Origin of the sequence: Lentilitoribacter sp. EG35, from assembly GCF_040784015.1 — a bacterium.
Taxonomy (GTDB): domain Bacteria; phylum Pseudomonadota; class Alphaproteobacteria; order Rhizobiales; family Rhizobiaceae; genus Lentilitoribacter.
The window spans coordinates 63,213-88,281 of record NZ_JBFNGQ010000002.1 but is presented as its reverse complement, the minus strand read 5'-3'; the positions used below and the strand labels follow the sequence as shown (position 1 = coordinate 88,281).

Here is a 25,069-nt window from a genome sequence, read left to right as displayed (position 1 = left end):
CGGTTATCTTTGTATATTTGCCAAAAACGTGGATGCAGGTTCTGTGTAAAGGTTTATGTTTTTTTGGGCTGCCTTTCCACCAGAAGCAATCAAGTCTAAACCTGTGACATATGGTGAGAATTTACCAAAGCTTTGTTCCCATGGCAGAATATCATAATTCATATATGAGACAGAAATTCCAGCAGTATTAAAAGCATCATGATCCAGATAGTTTGCTGCGCCATGACCAGTGACGTAATCGGAGCAATTCAATTGTTTTAAAATGTTTAGAACACGCTGACTTGAATTTCCGTCGATTTTAAGTTCACTTGCGCGATAAATTTTTTGCGGTAAAATTTCTAGAAATTGCGCCTGGAGTTCCGCTGAGGCAATAAGTGTTTCGCAGAGGCACTGGCAAGAAAGCGCCGCATCAAAAATATCTACCGCTTGTTTAAAGTTTGGTTGTCCAATCAAACTTTGAGTTAGCATCGATTTATGAGTTAATCGCCATTTTTCGCCATTGCTTTGTAATTTATTGATTGGCTGTTTTGTGCCCTTACCGGTTAGAGGAACGGTCATCCACTTTATACCAGACTGTAATTTAATTTGTATACGATTAGTAAATGAGCCCTTTGAGAATTGTGCATCATCTAACCAGACAAATATGTCTGCTAAATTCATTTGAGCGAGAAAACCAGCCCATGGGAAATACATCGGCTGGGAAATAACAACTCGGGTCATTATGAGCGCTTCTCGTTGATTCTATTTAACACAGCGGCAATATCCGCCGGGAGATGAAGATAAAACCAGTTTACCATTAAGTGCTTCGTCAATATCAAAACGATCATTTTCCGCTAAATAATCAGTAAGTGCAGCTAAGGGTTCATCTCCCACATCACATATCCGCGCTCTTTTTTGCGGAGCTTTGCCTTCTGGCAATCGACCAAGCAAAGTATCAGCAACGACTAAATAACAACCTTTGGTGACAATCGGTCCATAGGTACGTAATTCACTTAAAACATGAGCGTACGTATGGTCACTGTCCAGTACAACCATTACCCGAGCATTGGTAGGGATTTCAGCTACTACCTTTGCCAAAGTTTCTTTGTCTGATGATCCACCTTCAATGAGTGTTATGTGTTTTGACAAGGGGTGATTTTCGATGCTGTTCCGATTATGCGGTCGGATATCAATATCTACGCCAATTACTTTTCCATTGTTGCCTAGCATAGCAAGGATAGATGCCATGAAAATGACTGAGCCACCTCGTGCCACACCGGCCTCTATTATGATGTCTGGTTTTGTATTCCAAATAACTTCTTGCGTTGCAAGAACATCAGCAGGCATTTGGATAATGGGAACTCCCATCCAGCTCCATAAGTATGCATAGTCATATTCATCGAGTGCATGAAGAGCTTCTGTAGATTTATTAAAAACAGCAATATCTTTACCAAGCGCGATAGATTGCTTCATTTTATGAGCTTCAAAAGCTGCTCGGTCATCCTGTAATGTCATAATTTACCATAGTCTGATTATACGAATCATGTGATTATGACAGATAATATACGTGATCGTGGTAATATGGAAATTTATAGATGACACATGATAAGCTTATTCCAGTTGCAAGGCCGTGGATAACAGAGCGTGAGGGAGAGTTGGCAAGAGATGCCGCTCTTAACGCGTGGGGTGTCGATCACTATAAATATAATAAGCAGTTTGAAGAGATGTTCGCTGCCTATATTGGACGAAAATATGCGATATCTTTGCCTCATGCTACCGCCGGACTTCATCTAGCTTTAGCTGCACATGGTGTTGGTAGCGGTGATGAAGTTATTGTTCCTGATGTCACTTGGATTGCATCTTCGGCACCGATTTCCTATGTCGGAGCAACTCCTATTTTTGTTGATATTTTGGCCGATACGTGGTGTCTTGACCCCCAAGCAGTTGAAGCTGCAATAACACCGAATACAAAAGCGATTATAGGAGTTGATCTTTATGGTTCGGTTTGCAATTGGGCAAAGCTTAAGGAAATTGCAGAACGGCATAACATAATCCTTATCGAGGATGCAGCCGAGGCGTTAGGCTCCGAAATGGATGGTAGGAAGGCTGGAGCATTTGGCAGTGCTTCCATATTTTCTTTCCATGGATCTAAGACACTTGTGACAGGTGAGGGTGGTATGCTTGTTACAGATGATGATGACCTTCATGAACTTATTTTATGTTTGAGGGATCATGGTCGGCCTTTAGGTGACAGACTATTTCAAAATTCTAACGTCGCATTCAAGTATAAAATGAGCGCGATGCAGGCAGCAATCGGCATTGCGCAAATGGAGCGAGTAGAAGAACTCGTCGCGTATAAAAGAGAGAATTTTAAACGTTACAGTGAGCTCTTAGTTGGACAGGAGCATATCTCATTAAATGCCGAACCAAAGAGCACAAAAAATTCCTATTGGATGGTCACTGTGGTGCAAAATGGTGATCAGAAGACAGATAAGTTCAATTTACAACGTCGATTGCGTTTATGTGGAATTGATACGCGGCCGTTCTTTTCTAGGCTTTCAACGATTGAAGCTTATAAAGCCTTCCCTCAATCCTCTCGTTTTTTAAGCGAGGAATTGGCAGGAGACTTGCCTGCACAGTATGGTCTAAATTTACCGTCAGGTTATGGATTGACGGATGGTGAAATTAAGTACATCTGTGAAACTTTATTACAGATCACACAATCAGTTTGAAGCAAGTTTTAAACCGTATTCTCTTGATAAAACGATAGGTTTAAAATCATGCCAGAATTATCAATTTGTGTTCTAACTCGCGATAACCAAGATACTTGCAAAACTACAATTTCCGGGATCTTACGAGATGCGCAGTTGGGTTTTGAATTATTAGTCATTGATGCGTCTGAAACTCCCAATGAACTTAAAACATATATCGGTAGTTTAGAAGATGATCGCGTGCGTTATGTGCACGTGGCGGCAAAAGATAGACAAGAGCATTGGAATATAGCAATACCTGAATGCAATGGTGACTGGTTAACTTTTATTTTAGATGGCGACTACATTGACCCAAAAATTATTGAAGTCATCAGACGAATGAAACTTGACTGTCCGCAAGTAGAATCTTTGGGTTGGAACAAAGTTGATTATGATTGGCCGGAGCAAAGAAGCGAAGTTCGGGCGACAAAAATTAGTACAGAACACGGTGCCTACATTGTTGACAAAAATGAAATGCGAGATCGTTTCTTTGGGTACGAAAAAGAAGGTTTAATTCCCTTTAGTATATACCATGGAATTGTTAAACGTGAATTAGTTGAGAGAATTCGCCATAAATTCGGTGGTGTTTATTTTGAACATCAAATCACTTCCTATGAATTTGGATATAAAGTGTTGGCCGAAGCCAATGAACTGGCGTTCACAGGGCGCGCTTTATCGGTTCTATGTACACATAGTGAGGACATGCTTTCGGAAGCATCTATTTTAGATGATATCGAACATAAAAAAAGCCATTTTTATCGAGATATTAATGTTATTGACAATCTTTCAGAATTTCCATTCGCCAGCGATTGGAGCCCAAAAATTTTTGGTGCGATTGTTCTTAGATGGCTAGTAGATAGATATGGCGATGAGTTTTTTGTGGAAGGCTGGGAGAGTAATTTTGTGAAATGGCGTGAAGAGGAATGTAACGCTTTATACTCCGATAAACGTTTCGGGGAGTTATCTACTTTATATCAAAAAGCTATTGAGAATTGGCATAATGGAAAATTTTCTAAACTATTTGCGCCGAAATTCAATCAAAAACTCCTAATGCAGAAGGATTTAATTGGGTGTTTTCACGGGTTTTTATTTCTTGATAAAAATGCACTTGGATCAACCAACCCCGCAGAATTTTATAATGTGTTTCAGAATTTTGTACCGACTACCGGGAGTATTGGTCTTAAATTGGTTGAAAAAACCAAAAAGGCAGCTTAGTTAGAATTGAGTTCTCAATTAATCTGTTGCTTGCATTGAATCTCTGTCCCTCAGCTCTTAAAATAAACCCATCGTTTATGGACATAATTAGATAGCCGATATGCGCGCAAACTTTCGTCTCCAAAGGCTACATGTCGACGCTGATTTGTCTGCGGGGATGATGCTTGATTTAAATCGAGAACATTCCAATTATCTTCTAAATGTTCTGCGGTTAAAAGAAGGTTCTGAGCTTCTTGTTTTTAACGGTCGAGATGGTGAGTGGCAGTGTGAGCTTAAAAACATAGGGCGAAAAAAAGCCAGTGTTGCTTTAACTGAATTGGTCAGAACTCAACCCATACAATCATCCTTGATGGTTCTATTTGCGCCCATTAAAGTCGGTCGACTTGAATATATGGTGCAAAAAATGACTGAGATGGGAGCTGGCATCATTCAGCCTGTTTTCACAGATCATACACAGCTGCATAAAGTAAATGAAAAGCGCTTAGAGGCAAATATTGTTGAGGCAGCTGAACAGTGTGGCGTTCTTTCTATTCCAGAACTGCGTACTCCGCAAAAACTGCTAAATATTCTTACTCAGTGGGATGATGAACGGCATCTAGTCTTTTGTGATGAAGGTCATGAGATTAACAATCCGATACCTACCCTCCAAGAATTAGCTAGCAAAGAAATCGCTGTTTTAGTTGGCCCAGAAGGCGGGTTTTCTGAGAAAGAGCGCACAATATTGAATGAAATGGACCACGTTTCATCTATACCGCTAGGACCTCGGATTTTGCGCGCTGACACGGCAATGGTGTCGGCAATTTCAATAATCCAGGCGACAATTGGCGATTGGAATTAAAGAGATGAATTATTTTTGATCGCTCTTTAAATAAATTTTGCTTGCACCATATGCATTAAACGTTCAATCAAATGAGAAAAATGCGAGCGAGCTTGCACAACAATTAGTAAAAGGGTGTTGAGAATGGCACGCGACACAACAGATGAGACCCCGTTAACATCATACCATCAAATGGTTGAGTATCTTGAGGCTGGAAATAAACCACGCGAAGATTTTCGGATTGGTACAGAACATGAGAAGTTTGCTTTCTTTGCAGATGATCATTCTCCGGTGCCCTATGAAGGTGAACGGTCCATATCTGCGTTGCTTAATGGCATGGCTGATAAAATTGACTGGGAACCAATCACTGATGCGGGAAAAATTATCGGTCTTGCGGCGAAAAGCGGAGGTGGAGCTATCTCGCTGGAACCCGGCGGGCAATTTGAACTTTCCGGCGCACCTCTTGAGAATATTCATCTAACCTGTTCTGAATCAAATCAACATCTAAGACACCTTCAAGAGGTGGCAGAACCAATGGGTATAAAGTTTGTTGGTCTTGGCGGTAGTCCAAAATGGACGATTGAAGAAACGCCGAGAATGCCCAAAAGCCGCTATGATATCATGACCAATTATATGCCGAAAGTAGGCACGCAAGGTCTTGATATGATGTATAGAACTTGTACCATTCAGGTTAATTTGGACTTTTGTTCCGAATTGGACATGCGAAAAAAAATGCAGGCTAGCATGAAATTGCAGCCGCTATCGACGGTTCTTTTTGCAAGTTCTCCTTTCACGAATGGAAAGCCAAACGGCTTGTTATCATGGCGTGGAGATATTTGGCGCGATACTGATAATGCACGCGCAGGAATACTGCCTTGCGTGTTTGAAGGTAATTTTTCGTTTGAGAAATATGTTGAATGGGCACTCGATGTGCCAATGTATTTTGTGTTGCGCGATGGCAAATATCACGATGTAACCCATGTCACATTTCGTCAATTTAGAGACGGTGCTCTCAAAGGCGAAATACCTAATCCAGAGCCAACTTTAGGCGATTGGACAAATCATCTATCCACGGTTTTTCCCGATGTGCGTCTAAAGCAATTTATCGAAATGCGTGGAGCTGATGGCGGTCCGTGGAAGCGCATATGCGCATTGCCAGCCTTTTGGGTTGGTCTGCTTTATGATGATAATGCGATGTCAGATGCGTTGGAATTGACCAAAGATTGGACATATGAAGATGTCTTGGGTTTGCGGGATCAGGTGCCGCGTGACGGATTTAAATGCGAAATTGCTGGTAGACCCCTTCTGGACGTGGCTCGGGATGCGCTCGAAATTTCTAAATCTGGATTGAGATCACGAGGGATTATGAATGAGACAGGTAGTGATGAAACTTATTTTCTTCAACCACTGGAAGAGATTATTGCCTCAGGCAGAACGCCTGCGGAAGAACTTTTGTCGCTGTATCATGGCGAGTGGAACGGCAGCGTGGATCCGATTTTTGAAAAATATGCTTACTAGGTTTTGCAAATTCGCAACTCGACGTACAGTCGCAATAGGACTATAATAAATTGAGGTCTGCTAAAGTGCGGCCACAGGGAGAATTAAATGTTACCTTTGTTTGATATGTTGATGAATGCGCAAAATGGCAGCGCTATGAAGGATATAGCTGAAAAATTTGGTCTGGATCAGTCTCAGATGAACAGTGCTCTTGAAGCAATGATGCCGGCTTTTTCAAACGGCTTAAAGCGGAACGTTTCTTCGCCAGATGCAATGGGCCAATTTATGAAAGCTTTATCTTCCGGTAATCATTCACAATATTTTGAAAATGCTGCAAATGCCTTTTCATCAGAAGGTGTAGCAGATGGAAACAACATTTTGGGTCATTTATTTGGGTCAAAAGATGTTAGCCGCGCCGTTGCAGCGCAAGCAGAGGCTGCAAGTGGTGTTGGTCAAGATATTATCAAGCAATTACTTCCGATAATTGCAAGCACATTGATGGGCGGCATGTTTAATCAAACCAATGATCAAATGAAGGCTATGTCGGGTGGTGGTAGTGGCAATGTTTTTGGCGATCTTATGGGTCAGATGATGGGCGGCTCTAAAGGTGGCTCAAATCCACTTGGCGACATGTTAGGTGGCATGCTTGGCGGTGCTTCTGGCAATAACCAGCAACAAGATAATCCTTTCGGCAAAATGATGGAAGGTATGATGGGAAATATGGCGAGCGGCAGCTCAAACCCATTTGGTAATATGTTTGGTGGTAGCCAACCAGAAACATCTAATAAAGAAGCAGCCAACCCCTATGACGAGCTATTTGGAAAAATGTTCGACACGGGCCGCACTGTACAAAATGAGTACCAAAAAAATATGGATGGTATTTTTGATCAGTTCTTAGGTGGTATGGACAAAAAATAACCTCAAAATTTCATGAAAAAGCCCGACCGTCACTAAGGGCGAACAGTCGGGCAAAAGGCAGGCCGGGAGTTGCCGCGGCCTGCGGGGGACACATTCAATCCATCTTCAAGATTCGTCCATGTTTGAGTGCTCGTGCTTGTAGGTCATAAGACGGATCTTCAAAGATACTCGCTCTGCGAATAATATATAAATCCTCTCTTCTAAGACCTATGTCAGCTAGTTCATGGTCCGATGCGTAATATAGTTTTTCAACAGAACGCCTATTTTCCATTGCTTTCGCGAGGCGCCGCAAGGTCGCCCAAAGTTTCGTGAGCAACGGTATTTTTACGGTTTCTGTCATCTGGATGGATTGATCCAGAGTGCAGGTGTTGCCACAGTCGATAACAGTCATACTATCTCTCCATCTAAGTCTTGGGTTTCGATAGTGAATATATGTCAAATTATGATTGATCATTCCAACGAATATTTCTAATGTATCTTATCAATAATTTTGATGGAATGAAAAGATGCCAAATCCTTTAGATCTTGATCAATTGAATACATTTATCGCGATTGCTGAAACAGGCAGCTTTACGCGTGCTGCAGAACAGGTATTCAAAACACAATCCGCTGTATCCATGCAGATGCGCCGTTTGGAAGAAAGAATCGGTCAGCCGATTTTTGTAAAAGATGGCCGCATCAATCGTCTGAGTGACGATGGTGAAAAGCTTCTGGATTATGCACGCAAAATGCTGAAACTTAATGATGAGACAATCAATGCGTTTTCCGGCGAACAATTGGAAGGCTCTATTCGTTTTGGAACTCCTGATGATTATGCTGATCGTTTTATGCCCAGCATTATTGCCCAATTTGCGCAAACGCACCCAAATATAGAACTAAATGTGATCTGCGAGCCATCACGAGAGTTACATTCGCGGATGGATAATAATGAGTTAGATGTGGCTCTGGTAACGCATGGCGATGTGAATTACTTATCGGAAGTCATCCGAACTGAGCCGCTTTATTGGGTAACATCACATAACCATATGGTTCATGAAGAAAAGGTGATCCCTTTGGCAATCGGACGAGACGGCTGTTGTTGGGGAGACGTATCATTTGCGGCGTTGGATAAAGCAAATCGGGATTATCGGGTTATCGTAGCCAGCCATTCTGCAACGGTGATTGCATCAGCTGTTTTGGCAGGGTTAGCAGTTGCACCTTTGCCTGAATGTGCATTGCAATATGGTATGCGCATTTTAACAGAGGCTGATAATTTTCCCCAAATAGGAATGACAAAAATTGGGCTGTTAAAACGGCCTGGTGCTGCACCAACACTCGTCGAAGCCTTGAGCAAGCATATCATTGCAAGCTTGGACAATATCACTCCAAACGGCACAAAATCTCAATTGGTTAACCAACCCAATGGTCAATCAGGTGATTTGCTGGCACATAACAATGCAGTAAATGCTGCAGCAGGAAGCAAATTTACCTGGTAGCGAGTTGAGGCTAGTACGTAGTTAGCCCGCTCCTGGGTAATTGGGGCTCTCACGAGTAATTGTCACATCATGAGCATGGCTTTCACGTAGCCCGGCATTTGAGATTTGCACGAATTTGGCGACATCGCTAAACTCCTTCAGGTCTTTGCCACCTACATATCCCATTGCGGCACGTAAGCCACCTGTTAACTGATGAAGAACACCGGAAACTGGGCCCTTATATGGAACTTGTCCTTCAATACCTTCAGGCACAAGTTTAAGCGTATCACGAACTTCTGCTTGGAAATAACGATCGGCAGAACCCCTTGCCATAGCGCCAACTGACCCCATTCCGCGATAAGCTTTAAATGAGCGTCCTCCATGAAGATAAACTTCGCCCGGGCTTTCATCAGTGCCGGCCAGAAGTGATCCAATCATCACCGCATCAGCGCCTGCTGCAAGAGCTTTGGCAACATCACCAGAATACTTGATCCCTCCGTCTGCGATAATTGGAACGCCCGTGCCTTTTGCTCCTTGAACAGCTGACATAATGGCAGATAGTTGTGGCACACCCACGCCCGCAACAATCCGAGTTGTACAAATTGAGCCGGGGCCAATACCAACTTTAATGGAATCAGCACCAGCATCAATCAGTGCTTTTGTGCCTGCTTCTGTTGCGACATTACCTGCCATAATGCGAACTGAGTTGGATAATTTTCGGATACGCATGACAGCATCCAAGACCCGTTGAGAATGTCCGTGAGCTGTATCGACAACCAACAGGTCGATACCTGCATCAATAAGACGTTCAGCGCGTTCAAAACCATCATCCCCAACGCTTGTTGCAGCGCCTACACGCAAGCGACCTTGGTCGTCTTTGCAAGCATTTGGGTTAAGTTGTGTTTTCTCGATATCTTTGACGGTGATGAGGCCAACGCAGCGATATTCATCATCAACAACCAAAAGCTTTTCAATGCGATGTTGATGTAGAAGTCGTTTGGCTTCTTCCTGTGCAACGCCATCTTGAACCGTAACCAAATTGTCCTTAGTCATCAATTCATGAATTTTCTGATTTGGATCAGAAGCAAAGCGCACATCACGGTTTGTCATAATGCCGACCAGCTTGCCTGCCTTGCCTGGTTGTTTATCTTCAACGACCGGAATACCAGAAATTTTATGCGCTTTCATCAAGGCATGCGCATCTGCCAAGGTCTCATTTGGTCCAATGGTGACAGGATTGACAACCATACCGCTTTCAAACTTTTTAACGGCTCGTGCTTCAGCAGCCTGTTCTTCCGGTGTTAAGTTTCGATGAATAATGCCTATGCCGCCAGCCTGCGCCATTGCAATGGCAAGACGACCTTCTGTGACCGTATCCATCGCAGAAGATAAAATCGGTATGTTAAGTTCAATGCCTTTGGCAATTGTCGCTGTTACATCGACCTGATTTGGCATCACAGTGGAGTGGCCTGGCTGCAAAAGCACGTCGTCAAAAGTAAGGGCTTGAAGGCCTGTTGGGGTTTGGAGGATCTCTGCCATCGTCAAGTCCATTTCTGTTATCGAGCAACTATTGCAAAGAGGATTTGCATAGAGAATTTTGAAATTCTAGAAGCTCGTCATTTCATAAGGAGTTGACGCTGGCTCGTAACACGGAAATTCTAGATTGTGAACTGGGATTTGAAGAATAATCCCAATTATATGAATTTCATACCTTTCAAGGTTGCTTGTAAGAACTTAATCACGCCCTTTGAAGTTTTTAGCAAGTAAATAAAGCTCGACTGATTCAGCGCGTGACGCAGGTGGTTTGACGTGAACAACGGATTGAAAATTTTTCTTCAGCATATTCAAAATATCATTCTCAGTTCCACCTTGGAACGTTTTAGATAAGAAGTGTCCACCCTTCGCTAATACCTCAACAGCAAAATGAGCCGCGATCTCACACAAATATTGTGTGCGTAAATGGTCAGTTCTGCGATGACCTGTTGTTGGGGATGCCATATCTGAAAATACAAGATTGGGCGCAGCCCCGCATAATTCCATTAGCCGTTCTGGCGCATCATCATCCAAAAAATCCATCTTTAAAAATGAAACGCCTGGTACCTGATCCATATCGAGGAAATCAATTGCGACTACTTTCGGATCGAGATCGGATGACTCCGTCACTTTCGATGCGATTTGCGACCAACCGCCCGGTGCCGCACCCAAATCTATGATGCGTTTTGCACCTTTTAAGATGTTATGTTTTTCATCAATTTCTAAAAGTTTGAAAGCCGCGCGTGAACGGTAACCTTCATGCTTTGATCTTTGTACATAAGGATCATTCAAATGACGTTCGAGCCATTGTCGTGAAGATGCTTTCAGCTTCTTTTTCTTAACGCGCTGGCCAAGCTTTCGACCTGTTGCGATTGTGGTTTTTTTACTCATTTTGCTCGCCACTTCTCACATTGCTGTTTGGCTGGTTTGAATTATTCTGATCTTTGCGTTTACGGTTTCGACTTCGGCGTTTTCTCCGCCATACACCATCACGGGCCATCATATCGTTTAAGAGACCTTCTCTCAAACCCCGATCGGCAACGCGCATCCTTGTTGAAGGCCATCGCTTTCGAATGCTCTGCATAATAGCACAACCTGCCAAAACCAGATCAGATCGATCGGGTCCTATACAAGGGTTTTCAGAGCGTGCTTTTAAGTCCCACGAAAGTAGCTTGTCGAGCATCTTATCAACATCTTCATCAGCAAGCCAAAGACCATCCACCTGCCTGCGATCATATTTGGGTAATTTGAGGTGCAGACCAGCCAAGGTTGTCACTGTGCCAGATGTGCCAAGCAAATGAAAATCCTCTAATCCTGGATCAAAAGCAAGCATGGCTTCAGGGGCGGTTTCCTGTAGCATAGTATCAACGGTTTGCACCATGTTTTCAAAGATTTCAGGCGTGACATCCTTACCGCCAAAACGTTCTGAAAGAGTGACCACGCCAACGGGAAGGGATGTCCATGATTTGATGTGGTTCGCAAGACGCGCTGTTCGTCTTTGATCAAAATGAATTGCTGCAATTTCCGAAGATCCACCACCGATATCGAACAGGATAACTGATTTGGTATCTCGTTCGACGAGCGATGCACAACCAGAAACCGCAAGACGCGCTTCGGTTTCTCGATTGATCATCTCAAGATCAAGCCCTGTTTCCAGCTTAACTCGTTTCAAAAATGCTTCGCCGTTGGAAGCCTGCCGACATGCTTCGGTTGCTATGAGCCGATATTTTTTGATCTTGTGGCGGGCAAGTTTTGATGCACAGATTTTAAGCGCGCCAATGGCCCGTTCCATTGCATGATCGGATAAAGCGCCACTAGCGGCCAGTCCTTCACCCAGGCGTACAATTCGCGAAAAAGCATCTACAACATGAAATTGACCATGTTTGGTAGGCCTTGCAACAAGCAGGCGGCAATTGTTTGTGCCAAGATCAAGTGCCGCATATAATTGCTGGTTTTGATATGGTTTTGCGTGGCTTTGTGTCTTTCTGTTTGCATGTTGCTCACGGCCGGGAGAGCCGCCGCGTTCATTACGTTGCTTCCCAGGTTTTTGATTATGTTGCTGTTTATTGCGGGCGACTTGCTGCTCTGCATGACCCTCAGAATTGGGCGCATTATTTCTCCGACGCCGGCGTCGGCGCTTCTTCTGATTTGGATTTCCGGAAGAAACATCACTATCTTTGTCGCCCAAGTTTTTGCCAACAGATTCAGGCAAGTCAGGCGCACGTCTAGTGCCTTTTTTTGCCTCTCCGGTAGCATCACTTTTAGGTATGCGTTCGTTGAGAGGCTTTTCAGGTGTTCCTCCCAGAGGAGCCTTTTGGCCGCGCAATGGGGTGTTCACTTCGTATCCTATCAGCGCCGAGCAATCGTCGAGATGCATCAGGCGCCTAATATTTGTCGTTGAAAACACAGTAACAGTGTCTGCAAGAAATACAATCGATTTTTCGAAAGTTATTTTGATACCCAATATGAGATGCCTAGAATGAGATGCTTGTACGAGATGCTTGTGTGGAATGCATTCCATAGGTTTATGAAAAAGACATGTAAAAACACTGGTAAAAAAGGCTGAATTACTTTGTTTTAGTTTAACGTGTTCAATTTTGGAGATGCGAATCCTTAGAGTTTTAGCAAATGGAATTTCAAATTTTGTTTTTAAAAACAAAGTTCTAAAAAAAATTGCGTATTAGAATAAGATTCACTATTGACTATTTTTGAAACCGGTTGCAAAATTAAATCATTGATCGAATTCATTATGAGTTCTAGCGATCAAGGGAGGAATTTTTGATCTTATTTGGTTTGAACCATATGGCGGTTCGAGGCTTGGATGTAGATGCATTCTTTGCATTGGCGTCGTCTCTTGGCTGTGCCGGTGTTGAGATCAGAGAAGATACCTCTCACGAAAAATTCACTAAAAAATTTGCGCGTAAAGTCACGCGATCAGCGAATGAAAATCAATTGGGTATTTTTGCAGTTTCCGAAGTTGGCGCATTTGATGATTTTAGCGAGCAAAAATTTGAAGAGGCGAAAGCGCTTATTTCTATGTCTGCGGAGATGGGTAGTAAAGCTGTTAGCTTTATCCCTCGTAATGATGGTTTTACCTCATCAGCAGTCGAGCTCAAACAAAATTTGACGGGGATTCTGCAAGAGTTGCAACCTCTTCTGCGCGATGCTGATATGCAAGGGTTTATCGAGCCGTTGGGGTTTGAGACTGCATCAATTCGTTTTAAGGCAGACGTTGTTGAGGTTATTGAAGAGCTTGGCTTTGAAGGCCACTTTAAGATCATTCATGACACGTTTCATCATACGCTATCAGGTGAAACACAAGTTTTTGCACATCATACTGGTCTGGTCCACATCTCAGGTGTTGAAGATCAGAATACTAAATTCGTTGATATGAAAGATGCTGACCGAGTGCTAGTCGGGCCTGAAGACCGTCTTGGCAATATCGAGCAGTTACAGGAATTACGGGCCGCTGGTTACAATGGTCCTGTCTCATTTGAACCGTTCTCACCGACGGTTCAAAATGCGAACGACCCGAAAGCCGAGCTTGAACGGTCAATAAAGTTCATCGAAGATCAATTGGTTTTGCGCGCTGCGTAACCGACTTTGATGATTTAACTTGTCCTTCGGGACAACCGGCAGATTTAGTTCGGCGAGCCGGTCGCCAATTTGGGAGAAGGTAATATGAAAAAAACACTTATGACAGTTGCTCTATCTGCGCTTATGTCCACAACTGTGATGGCAGCGGAAATCGGCGCAACGTTTTCCAGGTTTGATGATAACTGGTTGACAGTTTTGCGTAATGGCATGGTCGAGTATGCAGAGACAGTTGATGGTCTGACATATCAGCAGGAAGATGCATCGGATGATCTAGCCAAGCAGATTGACCAAGTGAAAAACTTTGTTGCGAATGGTGTTGACGGAATTATCGTGAACATCGTTGATACATCTGCTGGTGCAGCCATTACAGAAGCTGCTGGCGATACACCGTTGGTTTTTGTTAACCGCGAACCAGATAATGTAAACGAATTGCCAGCAACTCAAGCGTTTGTTGCTTCCAATGAAATTGAATCTGGCACATTGTCTGCGTTCGAGGTCTGTAAAAACCTTCGTGCAGCTGGCAAAGCTGGTGGTGCGCGTGGTTATCTGATGAATGGTCAGTTGTCGAATCAGGCTGCTGTTCAGCGTTCAAAAGATGTGCACGATGTTATTGGCATGGATATGTGTAACTTCATGACAATCATTGATGAGCAACCAGCAAACTGGTCACGTGATGAAGCTCAGGATCTTATGACAAACTGGATGTCATCTGGTGAGCCATTTGACTTTGTTTTGGCTAACAATGACGAAATGGCCATTGGTGCAATTCAAGCGATGAAAGCTGCTGGCACCGACATGGCTGATGTCCAAGTTGGTGGTGTTGATGCTAGCCAGGACGCTTTGGTAGTGATGGGTGCAGGCGACTATGATGTCACAGTATTTCAGGATTCTGTGGGTCAGGGAACGGGTTCAATTGATGCCGTGCTTAAGCTGATCGCTGGCGAAAAAGTTGACCAAAAAGTCTATATTCCATTCAAGTTGGTAACTCCGGCTAATATGGGTGACTTCCTTAGCAAGAACTAAGTTGGGTTAAATTATAATATTCGAGACGGCGCGGAGATGCCGTCTCGTTTTTCACAATTAAAGTGTAGGGGGTGCCTCATCCATGACAGATAATAGCGATGGCATAGGCGGGCTAACATTTGATAAGACAAAAAAGTCTTGGCCGAACGAATTTAACATCTTTTTTGCCTTGATCATTATCATTGTGATCTTTGAGGTTTTAGGGCAGGCTTTGCCTTATATGAATGATCAGAGTTTTCTTTTTGATTCAAGAGATCGTTTTGACAGTATCTTTAATGAAGCGCGTTTAAAGATCATTATCTTGCAAGTCGCGATCATCGGAATTATTGCGCTTGGCGTGACGCAAGTCATTATTACCGCCGGAATTGACCTTAGCTCAGGACCGCTTGTTGCTGCAACTGCGATGATAGCGATGAGTTTTGCACAAACTGAATTGGTGAATGGCAACCCTAACCCTAAAGCATTGTTCGGAACCTGGGCAATGGATTTACCCGTGATTTTACCAGTTATCATTGGGTTAGCGTTTGGTGCATTTATTGGCGCCATTAATGGCACCTTTATTGCATTTTTACGTATTCCTCCATTTATCGCAACACTTGGAATGTTCCTTGTCTGTCGCGGTGTTGCGCTTTGGTGGTCTTCTGGCAACCCGATATCGTTCCCGACAGAGGAATATAAATTTCTGGGTTCTGGCATGATGCCAGTTGTTTGGTTCCTTTCACTGGCGATCATATTCCATGTGATCATGAAATATACCGTCTACGGAAAACACACTTATGCAATTGGTTCGAACGAAGAAGCCGCTCGGATGTCCGGCATAAATGTGAAACGTCACAAAGTCATGGTCTATATGATTGCTTCAATGCTTGCGGCATTTGCTGGTATCGTCTTAAGCGCTAAAGCATCAACAGCGCAGGCTGGTATGGGCGAATTTTACGAGCTATTTGCGATTGCAATGGCTGTTATTGGTGGCATCAGTCTAACAGGAGGGCGAGGGTCGATTATCGGTACCGTTCTAGGTGCGATGGTACTTGGTGTTATCCGATCTGGATTTACCTTTGTTAAGCTAGACGGATCATATCAGCTAATGGCCATGGGCAGTATTATTATAGCAGCCGTTATTCTCGATCAATATCGTCAACGCAACCGGGCATAAGTTAGGAGACTAGAATATGAGCAACGATATTGTTCTGAAGACCGAAGACCTAACCAAGCATTATGGTGGTGTTCATGCTTTAAATAATGCTAATTTTGAGCTGAAGAAGGGCGAGCATGTTGCCATTATGGGTGACAATGGTGCGGGTAAATCAACTTTTGTTCGCCAAATAACTGGCGTTGAACAGCGGACAAGCGGTAAAGTTAGCCTGTATGGTGAAGAAGTAAGCTTTGCTGGACCGTTGGAAGCGCGCGAGGCAGGCATTGAAACAGTGTTTCAAACCTTGGCTCTGGCCGATGATCTAGATGTTCCAGACAATTTATTTTTGGGCCGTGAATTGACTAAATGGAATTGGCTTGGCCCATTTCGCAGGCTTGACTATAAAGCGATGCGAGATGCAACCATGAAAGGTCTTGTTAAAACCGGTGTTAAAATTCCAAATATTCGGAATACGATACAAAACATGTCGGGTGGGCAGCGCCAATGTGTTGCTATTGCACGAACAGCGACGTTTGCATCCAAGCTCACAATCATGGATGAGCCAACTGCGGCTCTTGGTGTGCAGGAAACTGCGCAAGTTGAGAATATTATCCGTACGCTTAAAGAGCAAGGTGAACCACTGATTCTGGTGAGTCATAATATGCGTCAGGTATTTGACCTGGTCGACCGGATTGTTGTGTTTCGTCGCGGCCGTATTGTGGCGAACTTGCGAAAAGAAGATACGGACGGACAAGACGTTGTTGCCTACATCACGGGTGTTAAAACCGGTGCTGAATTCGAAGGTGCAGCGTAGTAAGAGCATGCTTGATTTTTCCCATCCATTTTTCAGACCCACTTGGCGGAGGTGGGTCGTCGTAGTCCTTTGTTTGGGGATGGCGTTGTTTGATTTCTTAAATCAAAACATATTTTGGGCAGTTGTTTTCGGTGGGCTAGGTTCTGTCGCTTTATGGATGCTTTTTTTCGATCAAGCGACGCTCAAAAAATTGAACGATGATCAAGATAATTTAGAGTAAAGTAAATGAATAAGACAATTAAATTGACAACAGCACAGGCAATCGTGCGGTTTCTCGCTAATCAGTTTATTGAAATTGATGGTGTTAAAACGCGCCTGTGTGGTGGTGGCTTCGGCATATTTGGTCATGGTAACGTGACATGTCTTGGCGAAGCTCTTTATGATAATCAGGATGCTTTGCCCCTTTATCGTGGTCAAAATGAGCAAGGAATGGGGTTTGCCGCTGCTGCCTATGCAAAGTATCATTTGCGTCAACGTTTCATGTTTTGCACAGCTTCTGCAGGTCCGGGAACAGCAAATCTTTTAACATCTGCGGCGTTAGCACACGCAAATAGATTGCCAATGTTGATGTTGTGTGGGGATGCATTTCAAACGCGTCTGCCTGATCCGGTACTACAACAACTTGAACATTTTGGTGATCCTACACTGGGCGTCAATGATGCATTCAAAGCTGTCTCACGTTATTGGGATCGCATTACGCACCCTGCACAAATTATTCAATCTCTTCCTGCAGCGATCAATACCATGCTTGATCCTGCTGATTGCGGCCCAGCCTTCATTGGCCTTCCGCAGGATATTCAGGGTTGGACCTATGATTATCCGATAGAAATGTTTGAAGAGAAAATGCATTTTATTCGCCGTGTAACGCCCGATGAAAATGAAGTTGCAAATGCCGTTGCGGCTATTAAAGCAGCAAAACGGCCGATTATTATCGCTGGTGGTGGTGTTCAATATTCTCGCGCCGTTAAAGAGCTAACGGCGTTTGCAGAAGCCACTCAAATTCCGGTGGTTGAAACAATAGCGGGTCGGGCAAACCTGCTCGATAGCCATGATTTGAATATCGGGCCGATTGGCGTGACAGGATCAGATAGTGCAAATTTCGTGGCTGAAAAGGCTGATGTAATTATCTCCATTGGTTGTCGTTTGCAGGATTTTACGACTGGTTCTTGGACCGCTTTTGCAAAAGATGCACAGATCGTATCAATAAATGCTGGCCGTCATGATGCAGGCAAGCACAGATCATTACCAGTTGTTGGTGATGCGAAGATAAGTATTTGCAAAGTTTGGGATGCGCTAGCTTCTCACAAAGCGCCCGCAGAATGGACCAGCATTGCGATAGAGGAACGTGCAAAATGGTCAAGCTATGTTGCAGATAATGTTCGCCCAGGAAATCGACCAAATTCCTATGCGCAAGCAATCGGCGTTGTTAATGAGTTGTGTGATCCAAGGGATCGGGTTGTTGCAGCAGCAGGTGGTCTGCCAGCGGAAGTAACAGCCAATTGGCGAACACTTGATATTGGTACGGTAGATGTTGAGTTTGGCTTTTCTTGCATGGGCTATGAGATAGCGGGTGGCTGGGGCGCACGTATTGCCCAATCAGAAAATGAACCAGAGCAGGACACAATCATATTCTGTGGCGATGGCTCATACCTTCTCATGAATTCAGACATCTATTCGGCGGTTCTAACGCAGAAGAAGATGATTATCTGTGTGCTCGATAATGGTGGGTTCGCCGTTATCAATAAGCTACAGAATAACTCTGGCAATGAGAGCTTTAATAATCTCATTGAAGATACGCCAACGGCCGTAAATCAGGCTCGTGTAGATTTCCAGGCACATGCGCAAGCACTTGGCGCGAATGCAGAACGCGTGCAAAATCCGTCCGAATTTGCCGAAGCATTCAAGCGTGCAAAAGCGGCCACAAATACCACAGTGATTGTCATGGATGTCGATGCCTATGAGGGTTGGACGACAGAAGGCCACACATGGTGGGAGGTTGGCACACCTCATGTAACAACAAGCGATAAAGTGCGAGAAGCACATGTCGAATGGGAAGATGGTCGTAAGCGCCAGCGTAATGGGATCTAAGAACGTGAATATTGATACTGTTATCGCAGGAATAAAAAAGAACAATTTCGTAGTTGTCGGGCGCGCTGGGATGGACTTGTTTCCCCATCCAGCAGGCACAAAGACTGAGGAGGCCACAGATTTCAAAAGTGATCTAGGCGGTTCATCAGCAAATATCGCGGCAGGCATTTGCAAATTTGGTGGTAAGGCGTCGCTCGTAACAACAGTGTCGGATGATAGTGTTGGTAGATTTTGTCTAAACCGCCTAGACCATTATGGCGTGTCTCGCGAATATGTTCGTTCTATTGGCGGGGAGTTTCGTAATTCACTTGCACTATATGAAAGTCGCGTTGAAGACCATCAATCCGTTATCTATCGAAATGGTGCGGCTGATTTTGAGATGACATTGGAAGATGTGGAGAAAGTTGACTATTCCAAGTTTGGCGCACTGATTACTGCTGGCACTGTATTTGCCGCAGAGCCCTCTCGTAGCGCTGCATTTCGAGCGTTTGAACTAGCAAAAGCAGCAGGTCTTCCGGTTATTTTTGATGTCGATTATCGTCCATATTCTTGGCCATCAGCGGAAGTCGCAGCAGATGTATTATCTCGTGCTGGCGCTCAAAGCGATGTCATTGTGGGCAATGATGAAGAATTTGGCTTTATGGCTGGTGGCATTGAGAAGGGACTTGCAAAGGCAAGAGAACTTGCCGAGACATCTGTTTCAATCGTTATCTATAAAATGGGTGAAAAGGGTGCCATTACTTTTGCCGCTGATGAAAAGATCGAAACTGGGATTTACCGCGTTGAAGCATTAAAGCCGACAGGAGCTGGCGATAGTTTTATGGCAGGGTTGATGTCATCTATCGCTGATGGTCATGACTTACGTTCCGGGATTTTACGCGGTTCAGCATGTGCCGCCATCGTCGTTGGAAAACCCGGTTGCGCGCCGGCCATGCCAAACAATGAACAACTAGAAGAATTTTTGTCAACTCATCCAGGACCATCGAAGCCCTAACGTTTGGCAATAAAATAAAGGACACAACATGCATATCCCTCCATTTGAAAACAAAAACAATCCGATTGTTGATGTCGATGATTCATTGGTGCCGTTGAACTATTTCAACATTGTGAAATTGAAGAAAGGTGATGCATTCGAATATGCGGTCCCTGGATACGAGACATGTATTGTTCCGGCAACGGGTAGTATCGATGTCAATGTTGAAGGTTTTAAAGCTGATGGCCTGGGCGGACGTGGCGTCGATGTTTGGGATGGTGAGCCGGAAGGCGTTTATGTTCCATCGGCTGCGAAAGCAGAGTTTGTGTGTACTTCTGATGAGGCAGAAATCTTTGTTGCTGGTGCAAAATATGACAAAGTTCTGGATGCTTTTGCTGTTCGTAAAGATGAGCTTGATCTAGTTCAATATGGCTCGGATGACACAAAGACACACCGGAAAATCAAACATATTTTAGGCCAGAAGCAAGCTGATAAAGTCGGGCGCTTGTTGGTCAGTGAACTTTATACGGTTGGTCAAGGTGGTTGGTCTGGGTTTCCATCTCATAAGCATGATACGGATCGTTTGCCGGATGAGACCCGTCATGATGAGACATATAATTTCCGCTTCCGTCCAAACTATGGTTCTGGGGTACAGATGTTACAGCGCGAGGATAATAAACCCGGCGATGCCTATCACATTGTAGATGGTTCAACCATTTGCCTGGATAAGGGGTATCATCCATGCTGCGTATTGCCTGGTTATGAGATGTACTATTTCACAATTCTTGGTGGCTTGAGCCAACGTTCTCTTGTGCAATATTTCCAACCAACACATGCTGCTCAGCTGCACACTATTCCGGGCATCATGGATATGATTGCTAAATTCAAATGAGCCTAGTTACATTAAAAGATGTCCTGCAACCTGCTCTTAAAGAAGGTTATGCCGTTGGTGGCCTTGTCTGTCTTGGGTGGGAAGATATGCGGGCCTATGTTGCTGCTGCAGAAGCAATAAACTCGCCTGTGATTTTGCAGGCAGGCCCGGGGTGTCGTGAACATACTCCTTTGCCTGTTCTGGGTAAGATGTTCCGTCATTTGGCAGAAAATGCAAGCGTGCCGGTCGTCGCACATTTGGATCATGGTTATACATTTGAAGATTGTAAGATCGCTCTTGATTCCGGTTTCACATCATTGATGTTTGATGGTTCACGCAAGCCGCTTAATCAAAACATTGATGAAACCGCCAAAATTGCCGATATGGCGCATGCTGCAGGTATTTCCTGCGAAGGTGAAATTGGGTTTGTAGGCTATGCTGATGGTGAAGCTTCTGCGGGAACAGACCCTGAGGAAGCGGCAAAATTTGCGAAAGATACAGGCGTCGACGCGATGGCAATCTCTGTCGGTAATGTTCATCTACAACAAGATAAAGAGGGTGGCCTTGATCTTGACCGCATCAAAGCCATTGATGCTGTGACTGAAGTCCCCCTTGTTATACACGGCGGTTCCGGGGTTCCTGTCGAGCAGCGCACATTGCTCGCTAAAACATCATCAATCTGTAAATTTAATATTGGCACAGAATTGCGGATGGCATTCGGGTCAGCTCTTCGAGATGCTGTTAATAAAGACGATGAAAGATTTGATCGTGTGAGTATTTTAAAAGAGACTCATGATCCTGTTATGCAAGCTGCTAAAACAGTTTTGCAAGCATTTCGCGGATAAGAACAAGAGACATATTATGCTAAGAATTGGAATATTGGGGGCCGGACGGATCGGCCAGGTTCATGGTCGAACGCTCAAACATCTAGCTACTGCACAAGCTGTTGCAGTGTCAGATTATTTTGATGAGGCTGCACAAAAACTTGCCGATGAACATGGCGCAAAGGTTATGACGACGGACGAAATTATAGCCAGTTCGGACGTTGATGCAGTCATAATCGGTACACCAACAGATACGCATTTTGACATTATTCAAGCGGCGGCAAAAGCTGGAAAAGCGATCTTCTGTGAGAAGCCTGTCGATTTATCAACTGACAGAATTCGTGAGTGTCTGGCCGTTGTTGAACAAGCAAATGTACCCTTCATGACGGCGTTCAATCGCCGTTTTGATCCCAACTTTGCACTTTTAGAAAATCAATTGCGTAACGATGTGATCGGTGATGTTGAGATGATCACAATCATGTCTCGCGATCCATCGCCTCCACCAGTCAGTTATATCAAATCTTCCGGTGGTATATTTCGCGATATGATGATCCATGATTTGGATATGGCGCGGTTTCTATTGGGTGAAGACCCCACAGAAATTTATGCGACAGGCTCATGTCTGGTTGATCCAGACATTGGCAAAGCGGGTGATATTGATACTGCGAGTGCAACCCTAAAAACCGCGAGCGGTAAGATTTGCTCCATTACCGTGTCCCGTCGTGCATCCTATGGGTATGATCAGCGGATTGAAGTGCATGGTTCAAAGGGTATGCTGCGCGGACATAATGTGCATGAAAACACTGTGGAACTGGCTAATGCTGATGGCTTCCATACATCGGTGGTTCAAAATTTCTTCCTGGAACGCTATGCGGACGCATACAGAAATGAAATGATTCATTTTGTCGATGCTGTGAATTCAGGAAAGTCGCCTCAACCAAGCGGTGAGGATGGTTTAAAAGCGCAGCAACTTGCGGATGCCGCAGCCTTATCTCTCGAAGAGCAACGTCCCGTATTGGTTCAATATAAACGTAAAATAAATTAGAAAATGGCCTGAAATCAATTGGTTTCAGGCCATTTTAACTTTTATAGGTTGTTTAAAGCTTGATCCAAATCAGCGATCAAATCATCCGCATTTTCAATACCAATTGAAAAGCGCACAATGTTAGGTGCAGCACCTGCGGCAACTTTTTGCTCGTCTGTCAATTGGCTATGTGTTGTTGATGCTGGGTGAATAACCAGTGAACGCGCATCACCCAAATTGGCGACATGGCTGAATAGTTTCAGATTATCGACGAGTTTAACACAGCCATCGTGTCCGGATTTAAGCGCGACTGTAAACAGCGAACTTGCACCTTTAGGACAATAGGTGGCAATGCGACCATAAGATGGTGATGATTTCAGACCAGCGTAGGTAACAGCTTCAACCGCGTCATGACCTTCAAGCCAGCCCGCAATTTTCTCCGCATTTGCGACATGTTTTTCCATACGTAATGATAGTGTTTCAACGCCCATCAACGTGTAGTGTGCTGCTTGCGGGTTCATTGTCATACCAAGATCGCGAAGACCAATTGCGATTGAATGGAATGTAAATGCCATCGGACCAAGTGCCTCATGGAATTTAAGGCCGTGATATGCTGGTTCCGGTGCTGAAAGAGACGGGAATTTATCCGATGCAGACCAGTCAAATTTACCACTATCAATCACCGCACCACCAGTTACAGAACCATTGCCTGTAAGGTATTTGGTTGTTGAATGGGTGACCAAAGTTGCGCCATGCTCTATTGGATTGCAAAGATAAGGCGTTGCTGTTGTGTTATCTACGATTAGCGGAAGGCCAGCAGCATCCGCAACATCGGCAATAGCCCGAAGATCTGCAATATGACCACCGGGATTGGCAATGCTTTCGCAATATACTGCGCGGGTATCATCATCAATTGCATCTGCGATAGCCTTAGGGTCATCAAAATCAACAAACTTGGTATTCCAGCCAAAGCGTGAGAGTGTGCGCCCAAGTTGGGTAACAGATCCACCATAAAGGCGATTTGAAGCAACAATGTTTTTACCCGGTCCCATCAAAGGGAAAATAGCCATGATTTGCGCTGCATGACCTGATGAGCAACAAACAGCGCCAGCACCACCTTCCAATGCCGCCAAACGTGATTGCAACGCACCAACTGTCGGATTTGTCAGGCGAGAGTAGATATAGCCAACTTCTTTAAGTGCAAAAAGATTAGCGGCATGTTCCGCATCTTTGAATACAAAAGCTGTCGATTGGTAGATAGGTGGATTGCGTGCTCCTGTAGCAGGATCAGGTTCAGCACCTGCGTGGATTTGTAGTGTGTCAAAGCCCTGTTGGCGTTCGTCGCTCATGCGATACTCCCTCAATTAATTTATATAATGATTTTAGTGTACTAAACCCGAGCTTGTCCAGCGACAAACATTTTACAGGCATTCATCATTCAAGAATATTATTCCCAAACGCGATCGAGTAAACAAATCCAATTCTCATGGCAAAGTTTTGTCATCAATTCATCATTAAAACCATGTGCTTTCATGGCTTTTCGAAGAACCGGTAAGTCGCTAACGTCTTTAATTGCGTCGGGTATGTGCGCGCCATCAAAATCCGAGCCTAGACCGACATGGTCTTCGCCAAGTTTTGCAATAAGATAGTCAAGCTGAGTGATTAGGCTTTCAATTGGCGTATCAACATCCATAGAACCGTCTGGGCGGGTAAAGGCAACCGCAAAGTTCAGACCGACCATACCTTTGCTCTCCTTGATCGCATCTAACTGTTTATCGGTCAAATTACGAGAATGAGGGCACAGAGCATATGCATTCGAATGGGTCGCAACAATGGGTTTAGAACTATGTTTCGCAATATCCCAGAAGCCGGCTTCGTTGAGATGTGATACATCAAGCATGATGCTACGTTTATCGCATGCCTTTACGAGACGTATACCTGCTTCAGTTAGGCCGGGACCAATGTCACCCGTGCTTGGGTAACGAAAGGGTACCCCGTGGCCAAAAATTGTCGGTCGGCTCCACACAGGGCCCAAAGAACGTAGACCTGCGCGGTGGAAAACATCCAGTGCATACAGATCTTCATCAATCGCCTCAGCACCTTCCATATGTACAACCGCTGCAATAGTCCCGCCTTCCAAGCATGCTCTGATTTCGGACGTACGTGTGCAAATTTTGAGCGCACCCTGTCGTTCCAGTTCAGTGAGCAATGCTAATTGGTGCATGGCAGTCTGAAGTGCATCTTTGTGGGGTGTAGGGCTCGGCAATGGAAGATCGTAGGGTGGATTCTGCATCATCGAAAGTGCATCGTAAAGGTCCCCGGGTGAGGGAACATAGATGGCAAAAAAGCCGCCACCAAAGCCGCCAATCTTTGATTTTGCTAAATCAATGTGGCCGTTGCGACCACTTGTAAATGCTATTGCAGCATCACGCGTATTCATTTCAAAAAGGCAGAATAATACATCATTGTGCCCGTCGAAGATTAACGGCTTGTGACAGTTTGTCATGTGGGTTCCTAAAATGTCATGCCAAGTTAAGCATACTTGTGTAATATTGAA

At 44.3% G+C, this 25,069-nt stretch carries 23 protein-coding genes; 15 read left to right on the top strand and 8 right to left on the bottom strand.

The window, feature by feature from the left end:
• Nucleotides 1-3: 3 nt before the first annotated feature.
• Together AB2J24_RS04310 and AB2J24_RS04305 are read right to left on the bottom strand one after the other, a co-directional pair.
• Entirely contained in the window at nt 4-720 is a 717-nt protein-coding gene (locus AB2J24_RS04310) for a WbqC family protein (RefSeq protein WP_367384577.1), read from the bottom strand.
• A 21-nt stretch (nt 721-741) separates the two neighbouring features.
• Complete coding sequence (locus AB2J24_RS04305; protein ID WP_367384576.1) at nt 742-1,494, bottom strand: cephalosporin hydroxylase family protein; 753 nt, start codon at nt 1,492-1,494, stop codon at nt 742-744.
• Nucleotides 1,495-1,574: 80 nt separating this feature from the next.
• On the opposite strand from AB2J24_RS04305, the gene AB2J24_RS04300 reads away from it, so the two are divergent.
• The 5 genes from AB2J24_RS04300 (at nt 1,575) to AB2J24_RS04280 (ending at nt 7,176) form a co-directional block, all read left to right on the top strand.
• Nucleotides 1,575-2,711 carry a DegT/DnrJ/EryC1/StrS family aminotransferase gene (locus AB2J24_RS04300; protein ID WP_367384575.1) on the top strand — a complete coding sequence of 379 codons (1,137 nt, stop codon included), beginning with the start codon at nt 1,575-1,577 and terminating at the stop codon, nt 2,709-2,711.
• Nucleotides 2,712-2,759: 48 nt separating this feature from the next.
• Nucleotides 2,760-3,944 (top strand): glycosyltransferase, encoded by a 1,185-nt coding sequence (locus AB2J24_RS04295; protein ID WP_367384574.1) that lies wholly within the window; start codon nt 2,760-2,762, stop codon nt 3,942-3,944.
• A gap of 100 nt (nt 3,945-4,044) precedes the next feature.
• Nucleotides 4,045-4,782, top strand: coding sequence for a 16S rRNA (uracil(1498)-N(3))-methyltransferase (locus tag AB2J24_RS04290; protein WP_367384573.1), 738 nt, complete (start codon nt 4,045-4,047; stop codon nt 4,780-4,782).
• Between the two features lie 123 nt (nt 4,783-4,905).
• Nucleotides 4,906-6,279: a glutamate--cysteine ligase gene (locus AB2J24_RS04285; RefSeq protein WP_367384572.1), complete on the top strand. Its 1,374-nt coding sequence runs from the start codon at nt 4,906-4,908 to the stop codon at nt 6,277-6,279.
• A gap of 87 nt (nt 6,280-6,366) precedes the next feature.
• Complete coding sequence (locus AB2J24_RS04280) at nt 6,367-7,176, top strand: DUF937 domain-containing protein (protein WP_367384571.1); 810 nt, start codon at nt 6,367-6,369, stop codon at nt 7,174-7,176.
• A 94-nt stretch (nt 7,177-7,270) separates the two neighbouring features.
• Here the strand turns inward: AB2J24_RS04280 and AB2J24_RS04275 are convergent, their stop codons facing one another.
• The gene (locus tag AB2J24_RS04275) at nt 7,271-7,567 is read right to left on the bottom strand and encodes a DUF1127 domain-containing protein (RefSeq protein WP_367384570.1); all 297 of its coding nucleotides are present in this window, start codon (nt 7,565-7,567) and stop codon (nt 7,271-7,273) included.
• Between the two features lie 115 nt (nt 7,568-7,682).
• On the opposite strand from AB2J24_RS04275, the gene AB2J24_RS04270 reads away from it, so the two are divergent.
• Nucleotides 7,683-8,651 carry a LysR substrate-binding domain-containing protein gene (locus AB2J24_RS04270; RefSeq protein WP_162654117.1) on the top strand — a complete coding sequence of 323 codons (969 nt, stop codon included), beginning with the start codon at nt 7,683-7,685 and terminating at the stop codon, nt 8,649-8,651.
• Between the two features lie 21 nt (nt 8,652-8,672).
• Here AB2J24_RS04270 and guaB read toward each other — a convergent pair whose 3' ends face one another.
• From guaB to AB2J24_RS04255, 3 genes are all read right to left on the bottom strand, one after another.
• Nucleotides 8,673-10,169 (bottom strand): IMP dehydrogenase, encoded by a 1,497-nt coding sequence (guaB, locus tag AB2J24_RS04265; protein ID WP_162654116.1) that lies wholly within the window; start codon nt 10,167-10,169, stop codon nt 8,673-8,675.
• 195 nt (nt 10,170-10,364) lie between these two features.
• Entirely contained in the window at nt 10,365-11,054 is a 690-nt protein-coding gene (locus AB2J24_RS04260) for an RlmE family RNA methyltransferase (RefSeq protein WP_162654115.1), read from the bottom strand.
• On the bottom strand, nt 11,047-12,540 hold the full coding sequence (locus AB2J24_RS04255; RefSeq protein ID WP_420883625.1) for a Ppx/GppA phosphatase family protein: 1,494 nt from the start codon (nt 12,538-12,540) through the stop codon (nt 11,047-11,049). Before AB2J24_RS04255 ends, AB2J24_RS04260 begins: the two co-directional genes overlap by 8 nt.
• A gap of 401 nt (nt 12,541-12,941) precedes the next feature.
• Between AB2J24_RS04255 and AB2J24_RS04250 the strand changes: the two genes are divergently transcribed.
• The 9 genes from AB2J24_RS04250 (at nt 12,942) to iolG (ending at nt 22,533) form a co-directional block, all read left to right on the top strand.
• Complete coding sequence (locus AB2J24_RS04250) at nt 12,942-13,760, top strand: TIM barrel protein (RefSeq protein ID WP_367384568.1); 819 nt, start codon at nt 12,942-12,944, stop codon at nt 13,758-13,760.
• Nucleotides 13,761-13,844: 84 nt separating this feature from the next.
• Nucleotides 13,845-14,783, top strand: a complete 939-nt coding sequence (locus AB2J24_RS04245) for a substrate-binding domain-containing protein (protein WP_367384567.1) — start codon at nt 13,845-13,847, stop codon at nt 14,781-14,783.
• A gap of 82 nt (nt 14,784-14,865) precedes the next feature.
• The gene (locus tag AB2J24_RS04240) at nt 14,866-15,939 is read left to right on the top strand and encodes an ABC transporter permease (protein WP_367384566.1); all 1,074 of its coding nucleotides are present in this window, start codon (nt 14,866-14,868) and stop codon (nt 15,937-15,939) included.
• Nucleotides 15,940-15,955: 16 nt separating this feature from the next.
• Nucleotides 15,956-16,732, top strand: coding sequence for an ATP-binding cassette domain-containing protein (locus tag AB2J24_RS04235; RefSeq protein ID WP_162654111.1), 777 nt, complete (start codon nt 15,956-15,958; stop codon nt 16,730-16,732).
• A gap of 225 nt (nt 16,733-16,957) precedes the next feature.
• The gene (gene iolD / locus AB2J24_RS04230; RefSeq protein WP_367384565.1) at nt 16,958-18,820 is read left to right on the top strand and encodes a 3D-(3,5/4)-trihydroxycyclohexane-1,2-dione acylhydrolase (decyclizing); all 1,863 of its coding nucleotides are present in this window, start codon (nt 16,958-16,960) and stop codon (nt 18,818-18,820) included.
• Nucleotides 18,774-19,814 (top strand): 5-dehydro-2-deoxygluconokinase, encoded by a 1,041-nt coding sequence (gene iolC / locus AB2J24_RS04225; protein ID WP_367384564.1) that lies wholly within the window; start codon nt 18,774-18,776, stop codon nt 19,812-19,814. The genes iolD and iolC overlap by 47 nt, the downstream gene beginning before the upstream one ends.
• Before the next feature lie 28 nt (nt 19,815-19,842).
• A complete protein-coding gene (locus AB2J24_RS04220; protein ID WP_367384563.1) occupies nt 19,843-20,685 on the top strand; it encodes a 5-deoxy-glucuronate isomerase in 843 nt (280 codons plus the stop codon).
• Nucleotides 20,682-21,509, top strand: a complete 828-nt coding sequence (locus AB2J24_RS04215) for a class II fructose-bisphosphate aldolase (protein ID WP_367384562.1) — start codon at nt 20,682-20,684, stop codon at nt 21,507-21,509. The genes AB2J24_RS04220 and AB2J24_RS04215 overlap by 4 nt, the downstream gene beginning before the upstream one ends.
• Nucleotides 21,510-21,525: 16 nt before the next feature.
• Nucleotides 21,526-22,533 (top strand): inositol 2-dehydrogenase, encoded by a 1,008-nt coding sequence (iolG, locus tag AB2J24_RS04210; protein ID WP_367384561.1) that lies wholly within the window; start codon nt 21,526-21,528, stop codon nt 22,531-22,533.
• A 41-nt stretch (nt 22,534-22,574) separates the two neighbouring features.
• On the opposite strand, the gene AB2J24_RS04205 is transcribed toward iolG, so the two are convergent.
• Complete coding sequence (locus tag AB2J24_RS04205) at nt 22,575-23,861, bottom strand: O-acetylhomoserine aminocarboxypropyltransferase/cysteine synthase family protein (protein WP_367384560.1); 1,287 nt, start codon at nt 23,859-23,861, stop codon at nt 22,575-22,577.
• A 98-nt stretch (nt 23,862-23,959) separates the two neighbouring features.
• Nucleotides 23,960-25,018 (bottom strand): dipeptidase, encoded by a 1,059-nt coding sequence (locus tag AB2J24_RS04200; RefSeq protein ID WP_367384559.1) that lies wholly within the window; start codon nt 25,016-25,018, stop codon nt 23,960-23,962.
• Nucleotides 25,019-25,069 lie beyond the last annotated feature (51 nt).

Bases quoted from the DNA above. Each gene is read 5' to 3' on its own strand.
- AB2J24_RS04235 (WP_162654111.1), top strand. From the start codon at position 15,956: ATGAGCAACGATATTGTTCTGAAGACCGAAGACCTAACCAAGCATTAT.
- AB2J24_RS04215 (WP_367384562.1), top strand. From the start codon at position 20,682: ATGAGCCTAGTTACATTAAAAGATGTCCTGCAACCTGCTCTTAAAGAA.
- AB2J24_RS04240 (WP_367384566.1), top strand. From the start codon at position 14,866: ATGACAGATAATAGCGATGGCATAGGCGGGCTAACATTTGATAAGACA.
- AB2J24_RS04220 (WP_367384563.1), top strand. From the start codon at position 19,843: ATGCATATCCCTCCATTTGAAAACAAAAACAATCCGATTGTTGATGTC.
- iolC (WP_367384564.1), top strand. From the start codon at position 18,774: ATGTCGAATGGGAAGATGGTCGTAAGCGCCAGCGTAATGGGATCTAAG.
- AB2J24_RS04255 (WP_420883625.1), bottom strand. From the start codon at position 12,540: ATGCATCTCGACGATTGCTCGGCGCTGATAGGATACGAAGTGAACACC.
- AB2J24_RS04270 (WP_162654117.1), top strand. From the start codon at position 7,683: ATGCCAAATCCTTTAGATCTTGATCAATTGAATACATTTATCGCGATT.
- AB2J24_RS04300 (WP_367384575.1), top strand. From the start codon at position 1,575: ATGACACATGATAAGCTTATTCCAGTTGCAAGGCCGTGGATAACAGAG.
- AB2J24_RS04295 (WP_367384574.1), top strand. From the start codon at position 2,760: ATGCCAGAATTATCAATTTGTGTTCTAACTCGCGATAACCAAGATACT.
- AB2J24_RS04200 (WP_367384559.1), bottom strand. From the start codon at position 25,018: ATGACAAACTGTCACAAGCCGTTAATCTTCGACGGGCACAATGATGTA.
- AB2J24_RS04280 (WP_367384571.1), top strand. From the start codon at position 6,367: ATGTTACCTTTGTTTGATATGTTGATGAATGCGCAAAATGGCAGCGCT.
- iolG (WP_367384561.1), top strand. From the start codon at position 21,526: ATGCTAAGAATTGGAATATTGGGGGCCGGACGGATCGGCCAGGTTCAT.
- AB2J24_RS04285 (WP_367384572.1), top strand. From the start codon at position 4,906: ATGGCACGCGACACAACAGATGAGACCCCGTTAACATCATACCATCAA.
- AB2J24_RS04245 (WP_367384567.1), top strand. From the start codon at position 13,845: ATGAAAAAAACACTTATGACAGTTGCTCTATCTGCGCTTATGTCCACA.
- AB2J24_RS04275 (WP_367384570.1), bottom strand. From the start codon at position 7,567: ATGACTGTTATCGACTGTGGCAACACCTGCACTCTGGATCAATCCATC.
- AB2J24_RS04290 (WP_367384573.1), top strand. From the start codon at position 4,045: ATGCGCGCAAACTTTCGTCTCCAAAGGCTACATGTCGACGCTGATTTG.
- AB2J24_RS04260 (WP_162654115.1), bottom strand. From the start codon at position 11,054: ATGAGTAAAAAAACCACAATCGCAACAGGTCGAAAGCTTGGCCAGCGC.
- AB2J24_RS04205 (WP_367384560.1), bottom strand. From the start codon at position 23,861: ATGAGCGACGAACGCCAACAGGGCTTTGACACACTACAAATCCACGCA.
- iolD (WP_367384565.1), top strand. From the start codon at position 16,958: ATGAATAAGACAATTAAATTGACAACAGCACAGGCAATCGTGCGGTTT.
- AB2J24_RS04305 (WP_367384576.1), bottom strand. From the start codon at position 1,494: ATGACATTACAGGATGACCGAGCAGCTTTTGAAGCTCATAAAATGAAG.
- AB2J24_RS04310 (WP_367384577.1), bottom strand. From the start codon at position 720: ATGACCCGAGTTGTTATTTCCCAGCCGATGTATTTCCCATGGGCTGGT.
- guaB (WP_162654116.1), bottom strand. From the start codon at position 10,169: ATGGCAGAGATCCTCCAAACCCCAACAGGCCTTCAAGCCCTTACTTTT.